Annotated in this window: 6 protein-coding genes; 5 read left to right on the top strand and 1 reads right to left on the bottom strand. The window is 66.2% G+C overall.

Features of this window, described 5'->3' with window-relative positions; all coding sequences use genetic code 11:
* The first annotated feature begins 14 nt into the window (after nt 1-14).
* From AC6LJ5_RS23820 to AC6LJ5_RS23810, 3 genes are all read left to right on the top strand, one after another.
* The gene (locus AC6LJ5_RS23820; RefSeq protein WP_498141794.1) at nt 15-5,930 is read left to right on the top strand and encodes a VCBS domain-containing protein; all 5,916 of its coding nucleotides are present in this window, start codon (nt 15-17) and stop codon (nt 5,928-5,930) included.
* Nucleotides 5,931-6,043: 113 nt separating this feature from the next.
* Entirely contained in the window at nt 6,044-6,727 is a 684-nt protein-coding gene (locus AC6LJ5_RS23815) for a transglutaminase-like cysteine peptidase (RefSeq protein ID WP_392410814.1), read from the top strand.
* Nucleotides 6,728-6,744: 17 nt separating this feature from the next.
* The gene (locus AC6LJ5_RS23810) at nt 6,745-8,715 is read left to right on the top strand and encodes a bifunctional diguanylate cyclase/phosphodiesterase (RefSeq protein WP_103275273.1); all 1,971 of its coding nucleotides are present in this window, start codon (nt 6,745-6,747) and stop codon (nt 8,713-8,715) included.
* 51 nt (nt 8,716-8,766) lie between these two features.
* Here AC6LJ5_RS23810 and AC6LJ5_RS23805 read toward each other — a convergent pair whose 3' ends face one another.
* Nucleotides 8,767-9,708, bottom strand: coding sequence for a LysR family transcriptional regulator (locus AC6LJ5_RS23805; protein WP_498141793.1), 942 nt, complete (start codon nt 9,706-9,708; stop codon nt 8,767-8,769).
* 260 nt (nt 9,709-9,968) lie between these two features.
* Between AC6LJ5_RS23805 and AC6LJ5_RS23800 the strand changes: the two genes are divergently transcribed.
* On the top strand, nt 9,969-10,772 hold the full coding sequence (locus tag AC6LJ5_RS23800) for an alpha/beta fold hydrolase (RefSeq protein ID WP_498141792.1): 804 nt from the start codon (nt 9,969-9,971) through the stop codon (nt 10,770-10,772).
* Between the two features lie 26 nt (nt 10,773-10,798).
* The gene (locus tag AC6LJ5_RS23795) at nt 10,799-11,800 is read left to right on the top strand and encodes a Bug family tripartite tricarboxylate transporter substrate binding protein (RefSeq protein ID WP_498141791.1); all 1,002 of its coding nucleotides are present in this window, start codon (nt 10,799-10,801) and stop codon (nt 11,798-11,800) included.
* Nucleotides 11,801-11,805: the final 5 nt, after the last annotated feature.

The following is an 11,805-nucleotide window of genomic DNA, read 5'->3' as shown; positions in this document are numbered from 1 at the left end:
CCGACACCATCACCGTGACCGTCGACGACGGCAACGGCGGCACCGCCACGCAAGTCATCACCGTCACCGTCACCGGCACCAACGATGCCCCGACCATCTCCGGCACCGCGACCGGCCAGATCAAGGAAGGCAGCAACCAGGACGTGACCGGCCAGCTGACCCAGCACGACGTCGACACCAACGACACGCACACCTGGTCCGTCAACGACGACGGCAAGGGCAAGTACGGTTCGTTCACCGTTGACCAGAATGGCAAGTGGACCTACAAGCTCGACAACTCCAATCCTGACGTCAAGGCGCTCAAGGACGGCGAGCATGTGACCGACACCATCACCGTGACCGTCGACGACGGCCATGGCGGCAAGGCCACGCAGACCATCACCATCACGGTCGATGGCACCAGCGACGGCGCCGTCATCACTCCGAGCAAGCCGGGTGACGACAAGGGCACGGTCACGGAAGACAAGGAACTGACCGCCAGCGGCAAGCTCGATGTCACCGACCCGGACGCCGGCGAGGCCGTGTTCAAGCCCCAGACCGACTTCAAGGGCCAGTACGGCACCTTCTCCATCGACGCCAACGGCAACTGGACCTTCAAGCTCGACAACGACGCCAAGGCCATCCAGCAGCTCGGCGCCAAGGACTCGCTGACCGAGAAATTCACGGTCACGACCGCTGACGGCACCACCGGCCAGGTCGTCATCACCATCAACGGCACCAACGACAAGCCGACCATCACGGGCCTGGCCACCGGCGACGTCAAGGAAGACGGCACGCTGACCACCACCGGCCAGCTGACCCAGCACGACATCGACGCCACCGATAAGCACACCTGGTCCGTCAACAACGACGGCAAGGGCCAGTACGGCACCTTCACCGTCGACGCCACCGGCAAGTGGACCTATGTGCTGGACAACAAGAGCGCCCAGGTGCAGGCCCTGGCCGAAGGCCAGAAGGTCACCGACACCATCACCGTCACCGTCGACGACGGCAACGGCGGCACCGCCACCCAGGTCATCACCGTCACCATCACCGGCACCAACGACGCGGCCGTCATCACCCCGAGCAAGCCGGGTGACGACGCCGGTTCGGTCAAGGAAGACGACAAGCTCACCACCGGCGGCAAGCTGGATGTCACCGACAAGGACGCCGGCGAAGCCTCGTTCAAGCCCCAGACCGACTTCAAGGGCGATCACGGCAAGTTCTCGATCGATGCCAACGGCAACTGGAAGTACGAACTCGACAACAACGATCCCAAGGTCCAGGCCCTGGGCGTGGGCGAGAAGCTGGTCGAGACCTTCGAAGTCGTCACCGCCGACGGCACCAAGGGCACCGTCACCGTCACCATCAATGGCACCAACGACGCCCCGGTCATCAGCGGCCAGGCCTCCGGCGAAGTCACCGATGGCGGCAACACCAGCGCCACCGGCCAGCTCGGCAAGACCGACGTCGACGTCAACGACACCCACACCTGGTCCGTCAGCAACGACGGCAAGGGCAAGTACGGCACCTTCACCGTCGACCAGACCGGCAAGTGGACCTATAACCTGGATCCCGCCAACACGTCCGTCAAGGAACTGAAGACCGGCGAGTCCATCACCGAGACCTTCACCGTCTACGTGGATGATGGCAAGGGTGGCAAGACCCCCGAGACCATCACCGTCAAGATCAACGGCACCAACGACGGCGCCATCATCACCCCGAGCAAGCCGGGCGACGACAAGGGCTCGGTGACCGAAGACGACAAGCTCACCGCCAACGGCAAGCTGGACGTGGTCGACCCCGACAAGGGCGAGGCCGTGTTCAAGCCCCAGACCGACATCGCGGGCACGTATGGCAAGTTCTCCATCGACGCCAACGGCAACTGGAAGTACGAGCTCAACAACAGCGATCCCAAGGTCCAGGCCCTGGGCGCCGGCGAGAAGCTGACCGAGACCTTCACGGTCACCACCGCCGACGGCACCACCGGCACGGTCACCATCACCGTCAACGGCACCAACGATAAGCCGACCATCGGCGGCGTGGCCACGGGCGATGTCAAGGAAGACGGCACGCAGGAAGTGTCGGGCCAACTGACCAAGACCGACGTGGACGTCAACGACAAACACACCTGGTCGGTCAACGACAACGGCAAGGGCCAGTACGGCACCTTCTCGGTCGACACCAACGGGAAGTGGACCTACAAGCTGGACAACGACAGCGCCCAGGTCCAAGCCCTGAAGGAAGGTCAGAAGGTCACCGACACCATCACCGTGACCGTCGACGACGGCCATGGCGGCACCGCCACCCAGGTCGTCACCGTCACCATTACCGGCACCAACGACGCCGCCGTCATCACCCCGAGCAAGCCGGGCGACGACGCCGGTTCGGTCACCGAAGACAAGGTCTATACGGCCAACGGCAAGCTCAACGTCACCGACAAGGATGCCGGCGAAGCCTCGTTCAAGCCCCAGACCGACTTCAAGGGCGATCACGGCAAGTTCTCGATCGACGCCAACGGCAACTGGAAATACGAGCTTGACAACGCCGATCCCAAGGTCCAGGCCCTGGGCGTGGGCGAGAAGCTGGTCGAGACCTTCGAGGTCGTCACCGCCGACGGCACCAAGGGCACCGTCACCGTCACCATCAACGGCACCAATGACGCCCCGACCATCGGCGGCGTGGCTGCGGGCGCGGTGAAGGAAGACGGCACGACCACGGTGTCCGGCCAACTGACCAAGAGCGACGTCGACACCAACGACACCCATACCTGGTCCATCGCCAACAACGGCAATGGCCAGTATGGCAAGTTCACCGTCGACCAGACCGGCAAGTGGACCTACGTGCTCGACAACAAGAGCGCCCAGGTCCAGGCCCTGGCCGAAGGCCAGACGGCGACCGACACCATCATCGTCACGGTCAATGACGGCAAGGGCGGCACGGCGACCCAGGAAATCACCGTCACCATCACCGGCACCAACGACGCCCCGACCATAGGCGGCGTGGCCACCGGCGCAGTGACGGAAGATGCCGCCGTCACCACCGTAACGGGCCAGCTGACCAAGACGGACGTCGACGCCACCGATACGCACACCTGGAGCATTGCCAACAACGGCAACGGCCAGTACGGCAAGTTCACGCTCGATCAGACTGGCAAGTGGACGTACGTGCTGGACAACGGCAGCACCAAGGTGCAGTCCCTGGCCGCGGGCCAGACGGTCACCGACACCATCACCGTCACGATCAGCGACGGCAAGGGCGGCACGGCGACCAAGGACATCACTATCACCATCACGGGCGCCAATGACAACCCGACCATTGGCGGCGTCGCCACCGGCGCGGTGAAGGAAGACGGCACGCTGACGACCGCCGGCCAGCTGACCAAGAGCGACATCGACACGAACGACACCCACACCTGGTCCATCGCCAACAGCGGCAATGGCCAGTACGGCAAGTTCACGCTCGACCAGACAGGCAAGTGGACCTATACGCTGGACAACGCCAGCGCCAAGGTCCAGGCCCTGGTCGAAGGCCAGACGGTCACCGACACCATCACCGTCACAGTCAATGACGGCAAGGGCGGCACGGCGACCCAGGAAATCACCGTCACCATCACCGGCACCAACGACGTCGCCAAGATCACCGGCCAGTCTACCGGCGCGGTGATCGAGGACAACACGTTGCTCTCATCCGGCAAGCTGACGGTCTCCGACGCCGACGCTGGCCAGAGCAGCGTGGTCGCCCAGACCAATGCCGCTGGCAAGTACGGCACGTTCTCGATCGATGCCAATGGCAACTGGACCTATTCGCTGAACAACAGCTCGCAGGTGGTGCAGGATCTGAAACCCGGTCAGGTGGTCAAGGAAACCTTCGAAGTCGTTTCTGCCGACGGTTCGGCCAAGCAGACCATCACGATCGACGTGGTCGGCACCAACGACGCGCCGGTGGCCGCTGACAATGCCACCAGCGTGGACGTGGGCTCCAGCCACACCTTCAACATCGCCGAATTCAACTTCAGCGATGGCGCCGAAGGCAACAACCTGCAGAGCGTGATCATCACGCGTCTGCCGACCGACGGCACGCTGACGCTGAACGGCCAGCCGGTCACGGCGAACACCGCGATCTCGGCCGCTGATATCACCGCGGGCAAGCTGGTCTACACGCCGTCCGCCTCGGGTCAGGACACCTCGTTCGGCTTCCAGGTCCGCGACGACGGCGGCACGGCCAATGGCGGCAAGGACACGTCGGGCGACTACAACTTCGCCATCAAGACCAACAACTTCATCTCGGGCGGCAACGAAGGCAGCGGCACCGGCACCAATCCGCCGATCAACGGCGGCAGCGGCGACGACGTCATCCTTGGCGACAAGGGCGGCACGGTCACGACAGTCGAGCCGGGCAAGAACTACAACATCGCAATCGTCGTCGATACGTCGGGCAGCATGAAGGATGCCTCCGGCACGAACAACCTGAGCCGCATGCAGCTCACCATCGACGCGCTCAAGAACCTGGCCACCACCCTGTCCAAGCATGACGGCATCGTCAACGTAACGTTGATCGGCTTCGAGTCGTCGGCTTCCAGCAAGTACAGCATCAACGGCCTGACCAAGGACAACGTCGGCGACCTGATCAAGGCCATCGAAAAGCTGTCCGCCAATGGCGGCACCAACTACGAAGACGCATTCCTGAAGACGGTCAGCTGGTTCAACAAACAGCCCACCTCGGCCAACGGCAAGCCGTTCGAGAATGTCACGTACTTCCTGACCGACGGTGACCCCACCTTCAGCAACAACGGCAGCAACGGCGGCGGCAATTCCACCGAGTACCGCGACATGCTGGATGCCATCAATGCCTTCAAGAGCCTGAGCGGCAAGAGCACCGTGCATGCCATCGGTATCGGCAATGGCGTCAACGAGGGCTACCTGAAGTTCTTCGACAACACCAATGTCACCGGGACCGGCTCGGTTTCGCTCCCGACCGGGAATTGGTGGGAAGGCTACCAGACAGTCACCGGCCCCACCGGTCAGCCCCAGATCGTCAACACCGCCAAGGATCTCGCCGCCGCGCTGCAAGGCGGCTCGACCAGCACGGATCCGGCGGCTGTCGGAAACGACATCATCAACGGCGGCGCCGGCAACGACATCATCTTCGGCGATACGCTCAACACTGACGGCGCGGTCCTGAACTGGGCCTCCGTGGGCGGCCGTCCGGCCGATCTGGCGGCGGGTTCGGGCCTGAAGGCGCTGCAGGTGTTCCTGGAGATGCGCGACGGACATGCGCCGACCAACGGCGACCTGTACCAGTACATCAAGGACCACCACGCCGACTTCAACCTGCCCGACGACCCGCGCGGCGGGGATGACATCATCCACGGCGGTACCGGCAACGACATCATCTACGGCCAGGGCGGCAACGACACCCTGTACGGCGATGATGGCAATGACATCATCTACGGCGGCGCGGGCGACGACAAGCTGTACGGCGGCGACGGCGACGACAAGCTGTACGGCGGTTCGGGCAACGACTACCTGGAAGGCGGCAACGGCAGCGACCTGCTGGTCGGCGGCAAGGGCGACGACACGCTGGTCGGCGGCGCCGGCAGCGACACCTTCAAGTGGGAGCTGAACGACCAGGGCACGACGGCCAAGCCGGCGGTGGACACGATCAAGGACTTCTCGATCGCCAAGCCGACCGATGGCGGCGACATCCTGGATCTGAAGGAACTGCTGGTCGGCGAGAAGGACAGCACGCTGACCCAGTACCTGAACTTCCACAAGGAAGGCAACAACACGGTCATCGACGTCAACACCAAGGGCCAGCTCGCTGCCCAGGGCGCCGACCAGAAGATCGTGCTGGAGAACGTCGACCTGACGCAAGGCGGCCAGCTCAACAACCAGGCCATCATCAATGACCTGCTGCAGAAGGGCAAGCTGAACGTCGACCACAGCTAAACCGTAGTACGCAGTACCCGGGGGAGGGGTTGGCCGGATTCGGCCTCCCCTCCCCCTGCATTTTTTCGACGGATGTCGCCAGTAGTAACGCGAAAAATGTGAAAATCCGTTTCATGCCATCGACCCGCCGTTTCCGCGTCGCGCTGAACCTGTGCCGATTGGCTTTGCTCTGTCTGGTCTGCATCTGGGGCGGCTCGTTCGCCCTGGAGATCAACGCCGACAAGCTGCAAAGCCTCTCGGCCAGCCGCTATGGCTCCAAGGGCGCGAAGGCGGTGGCCAGCTGGCTGCAATTGCTGCGCGGCCCGCTGCCGCCGGCCGAGCGCGACAAGCTGACGCTGGTCAACGACTTCTGGAACCGTTCGGTGATGTCCGGAGAGGACTCCGTGATCTGGGGCCAGCCCGACTACTGGGCCACGCCGCTGGAATCGCTGGGCAAGGGCGCCGGGGACTGCGAGGACTATGTCATCGGCAAATACTTCTCCTTGCTGGCCATGGGCGTGCCGGCCAACAAGCTGCGCTTCATCTACGTCCGCGCCCGCATCGGCGGCCCGGCCAGCAGCTCGCAGGTCGCCCACATGGTGCTGGGTTACTACGAAACGCCCAACGCAGTACCGCTGGTGCTGGACAGCCTGATCTCGACGATCCTGCCCGCCACGCAGCGCCGCGACCTGACGCCGGTGTTCAGCTTCAACGCCGACGGGGTCTATGTGGATGGCAAGCCCGCCGCGCCGGTTGACCGCCTCAGCCGCTGGCGCGACCTTCTTCAACGAATGGAACGGGAAGGCATCCGCCCCTGACGCCTGGAAATAAGACCATGTCCATACTTCGACAGCTTCTGCTCAGCGTAACCATCGCCATCGGCGTGATCCTGCTCGGCACCCTGGCGCTGAGCGTCAACGCCGCGCGCGAATACCTGTCCGGCCAGCTGCAGGTGCAGAGCACGGACGCCTCGGTGTCGCTGGCGCTGTCCCTGTCGCAGCCGGCCAACAATGACCCGGTGTTGCAGGAATTGCTGGTGTCGGCGCTGTTCGACGGCGGCCATTTCTCGCTGGTGCGCCTGAGCGATCCGGAAGGCAAGGTGCTGATCGAGCGCCGCTCCACCGCCACGGCCGCCTCGGTGCCGGGCTGGTTCCGCACGCTGGCGCCGCTGGCCTCGGGCACGGCCAGCCACGCGGTCAGCGACGGCTGGCGGCAGATCGGCGAGGTGACGCTGGTCGCCAACGACGCCTACGCCTGGGAAGCCTTGTGGCGCAGCAGCCTGAAGATGGTGGCGCTGGTGGTGGGCGCCGGCGTGCTGTGGGCCCTGTTCGCCTTCGCGCTGGTGCGCTGGATCAAGAACCGCCTGTTGCGCGAAATCAGCGAGCACGTGCGCAGCATCGGCCAGAGCACGCCGCCGCAGCAGGTCGAGGCGCGCGTACCGGAACTGTCCGGCGTGGTGCAGGCGCTGAACCAGACGCGCGAGCGCGTCTACGCCAGCGTCGAGGAACAGAATGCCCAGATCGAGTCGCTGAAGCTGGAACTGAACCAGGATCCGGTCACCGGCCTGCCCAACCGCAAGTACTTCGTCAACGAATTCCGCCGCGCGCTGGAGGCGTCCGCCCCGACCGATTCCGGACGCGGCGGCGAAACCGGCGGCCATGTCCTGGTGCTGCGCCAGCGCGACCTGGCAGATCTGAACCGCCACATGCCGCGCGAGTTCATCGACCAATGGCTGCGCGCGGTCTGCGAGCGCGTGCAGGCCTCGCTGGCCAGCCTGAACGCGGGATCGGCGCTACTGGCCCGCCTGAACGGTTCGGACTTCGCCCTGCTGCTGCCCCGCTGCGCGGCGCCGCAAGCCATGATGATCGCCGAGCGCGTGCGCACCGACCTGCACGCCTCGCGCATCCCCGTGGGCGAGGGCCATCTGTGCCGCTGGGCCCAGGCCATGACCGACTACAGCGCCGGCAGCCAGGCGGGTCCGGTGCTGTCGCGCCTGGATTTCGGCCTGATGCGGGCCGAGAGCGCCGGCAACGACCAGGTGGTGATCCTGGGCGCCACGGATACCCAATCGCCGTCGGAAGCCGGCGAACAGGCTTGGAAGCAGGCCATCCAGTCGGCGCTGGAGGAAAACCGCTACGAGTTGGCCACCGAGACACTGACCAGCGCCAACGGCAGCCTGGTACGGACCGAGGCCATGCTGATGCTGCGCACCGCCGCGGACCAGATGCCCATCCCCGCCACGCTCTTCATTCCGCCGGCGGTGCGGCTGGACCTGGTGGCCGACTGCGACCTGCAGGCGGTGGCGCTGGGCCTGCAATGGCTGGCCGCGAACGAAGGCGAGCTGGCCGTGCGCGTCGCCCTGCCCTCGTTGCGCGGCCAGAAATTCTTCCGCCAGCTGGCCCTGCTGCTGACCGAGAAGCGCCCGCTGGCGCCCAGGCTGTTCCTGGAAATCGATGCTCACGGCCTGGTCGAATGCCACGAGCAGATCGCCACGCTGGCGCGGGTGGTGTCGGAATTTGGCGCGCATATCGGCGTGCGCCGGCTGGCGCAGCAATTCGGCGCGGTGGCGCAGCTGCATACGCTGCCGCTGTCCTACGTGAAGCTGGGCGGCGGCTTCGTGGGCGGCATGTCGCAAAGCCCGGGCAGCCAGCAGCTGACGGCCTCGGTACTGCAGACGGCGCGCGCCCTGAACATCGCGGTGTATGCGGAAGACGTGCCCGACGCGGAAACCCAGCGCATCCTGGCCGGCCTGGGCATCAACGTGATGCGCGGTCCCGGCGTCAGGCCGCAGGGCCGGCAGGGCTGAGGGTCATGGCCGCCTGACGGCGGTCCACGCCGGGCCGGCCCGCGCTCCGCGCTAGTCGATGCCCACGGTCACGCCCGCGCTCGAACCCGGCTTGCGCAAGGCCATGCGCAGCCAGGAGATGAAATCGCGCGCGGCCGGCGTCATCAGGTTCTCGTCCGGGTAAGCCAGGCACACCGCGCCTTGCGGCATGCCGCCGGCCACGTTCAGCCTGCGCAGCGCCCCGCTGCGCAGACGCTCGGCCAACACTTTCGCGCCGGCATCGCTCCAGATCGACACCACATCCATCCGCGTGACCAGATTGGCGTAGACATAGGCGGACGAGCAGCGCAGCACGCGCGCAGGCGGCGCCAGGCCGTGCTTGGAAAACAGCACGCGCATCAGGCTTGATTCATCGCTGGCCGCATCCAGCACCATCCAGCGCTGCGCCTGCAGGTCTTCGGCGCTGACATCCAGCGGACCCGCATATCCGCCGCTGACAGCCAGCGCCGAGCCGATCTCATACAGCGATTCCAGCCGGTAGTGCGGCGCGGCGTCCTCCAGCAGGCCGTATTCCGTATACAGGGCGATATCCAGGCTGCCGTCCTCGAGGCCGGCCACGATCTGCGCGCGGCGCAGCTCCAGGATGCTGAGCCGCACGTCGGGCCGCTCGGCGGCGAACGCGGTCACGGCGTCGAGGAAGGCCTCGGTGGCGGACACGGGCGTGATCGCGATGCACAGGCTGCCTCCGGCGGCGCCGCGCTCGGCATCGGCGGCGTCGTAGATGCGCCCTACCTCGCGGTCGATGAGCAGCGCCCGTTTCAGGATGGACGCGCCGAACCCGGTCAACGATGCCCCGCGCGCCGTCCGCGTCAGCAGCGGAACGCCAAGTTCCGACTCCAGATCGATGATCGCGCGGCTGACGGCGGGCTGGGTCACGCAGAGACGCCCGGCCGCGCCTTGCAGGCTGCCGGTTTCGGCGACCGCCCGCAGGGCCTGCAATTGCTTGAGTTTCATGGCGGCCCCAAGAGGAATGCCCGCGTGTAATGGAATATCCGCGTCCGGGGGCTTCCGTCCGGAATGCCCGCGTTCGCGCGAACGATAGCAATAAGCCACAGGCGCGGCAATCCGCGGACAGGCCCCGCGCCTGGCGCGCGTCCCGGAGGCGATAAGCAAAACGCATGCCTCAAACAATTTGTGTTTTGCGCGGCGCGGCGCCGTGCCGAACAATGCGCCAACACTCAATACACAAGAACAACCCTCAAGGAGACATCGCCATGCCCACGATCGCTCGCCAGGACGCCACGCTCTACTATGAAACGCATGGCTCGGGCCATCCCCTGGTCTTCATCCACGGCGGCGGCGGCAACACGCTGGCCTTCTACCAGCAGGTCATGCACTTTCGCGACCGCTACCGCGTCATCACGATGGATCTGCGGGGCTTTCACCGCTCGGTGCTGGCGCCCGGCGTGGTCTCGCATCCGGCGGACTTCCCCGACGACCTGCTGGCCGTGCTGGATGCCGAGGGCATCGCTTCCGCGGCGCTGGTGTGCCAGTCGCTGGGCGCCTGGGCAGGCCTGCCGCTGGCCGTGCGCCACCCGGAACGCGTGAGCTGCCTGTTCATCAATGGCTCGCCCACACCGGCCTATTCGGAGGAAAACTGGCGCACGCTGCGCCGCGCCACCGGCATCTTCAACGAGGCCGGCGCCGAACGCGACGCGGCCGTGGGCTGGAACCGCAAGACCGCCCGGGAACGCCCGGAGCTGATGTTCCTGTACGGCCAGATCAAGCAGCTGAACCCAGGCTTCGACTCCACGCCGATGATGGACGAGCGCGTCCGGCTGCATCCCCGGGACTTCGCCGGCTACGCCGTGCCGACACTCGTCGCCGGCGGTTCGCACGACGACTTCCTGAACGGGGAAAGCCATCTGCACGTCGCCACGCTGATCCCCGGCGCCACCGCCCATACCTTCCCCGACACCGGACACTCCACCTACTTCGAGGACGCGCCCGCCTTCAATCGGACGCTGGACGCCTTCCTGGCGCGCCACGCGCCGAGCGGCGCCGTGGCCCAGGCCTGACCTCTCGTCACCCAAGGAGAAGCCCCATGCATACCCGCCGCAGATTCCTCGCCCGCGCCCTGGCTGGTACGCTGGCCGGCGCCCTCGCCCTGCCGGTGTCCGCGCCCGCCGCGCCGGCGCGCGAGACCTTTCCGTCGCGCACGTTGCGGCTGATCTGCTCCTCGCCGCCTGGCGCGCCGCTGGACGTGATTTCGCGCCGGCTAGCGGAATCGCTGTCCCGGCAGCTCGGCGTGGCCGTCGTGGTCGAGAACAAGCCCGGCGCGGCCGGCGTGCTGGCCGCCGCCGAAGTCGCCCGCGCCACGGACGGGCACACCTTCCTGGTCACCACCAACTCGCCCTTCATCACCGCGCTGGCGGTGATGAAGTCGCTGCCCTACGATCCCCAGGCGGATTTCGCGTTGATCAGCAAGATCGGCGCCAGTCCGACCGTGCTGGTGGCGAATCCGAAGTTCGGGCCGGACTCGCTCGCCGAGCTGGTCGCCCTGCTCAAGCCGGGCAAGGCCAACGTCACCTACGGATCCTGGGGACCCGGCACGATGCCCGCGCAGGTGATGGAGAGCCTTGCGCGCAAGGCCGGCGTGGCCTTGACCGAGGTGCCCTATCGCGGATCGCCGCCGGCATTGCAGGACGTACTGGCGAACGAAGTGGACATGACCTTCCTGTCGCCGCAGGTGGCCCTGCCGCTGATCGAACAGGGCAGGATCAAGCCGCTGGCCGTGGTCGGAGGCGGCCGGGCCGCGCTGTTGCCCGGCGTGCCCACCTTCGCGCAAGCGGGCTACGACGATTTCGTCTTCGGCAACCCGACCTGGGCCGGCATCGCCGCTCCCGCCCGCATGCCTCCCACGGCGCTGGCGCGCATGGCGCAGGCCATCGGCGTGAGCGTGCAGGACGCGGACATGAGGGAATTCCTGGTATCGATCGGCTTCGAGGCCATCGGCAACACGCCGCAAGCCTTCGAGGAGGAATACCGGGCCGAGCGGGCGGCGCTGCTGCCCTTGCTCGAGGCGCTGGGCATGATGGCGCGGTAGCCGCC

This window comes from Achromobacter sp. 1011791174 (assembly GCF_059760925.1).
Note: the sequence above shows the minus strand (reverse complement) of the source record. Positions and strands in the feature narration are given on the sequence as shown.

Coding starts and splice junctions, on each gene's coding strand:
- AC6LJ5_RS23795 (WP_498141791.1), top strand. CDS start 10,799: ATGCATACCCGCCGCAGATTCCTCGCCCGCGCCCTGGCTGGTACGCTG.
- AC6LJ5_RS23810 (WP_103275273.1), top strand. CDS start 6,745: ATGTCCATACTTCGACAGCTTCTGCTCAGCGTAACCATCGCCATCGGC.
- AC6LJ5_RS23815 (WP_392410814.1), top strand. CDS start 6,044: ATGCCATCGACCCGCCGTTTCCGCGTCGCGCTGAACCTGTGCCGATTG.
- AC6LJ5_RS23800 (WP_498141792.1), top strand. CDS start 9,969: ATGCCCACGATCGCTCGCCAGGACGCCACGCTCTACTATGAAACGCAT.
- AC6LJ5_RS23805 (WP_498141793.1), bottom strand. CDS start 9,708: ATGAAACTCAAGCAATTGCAGGCCCTGCGGGCGGTCGCCGAAACCGGC.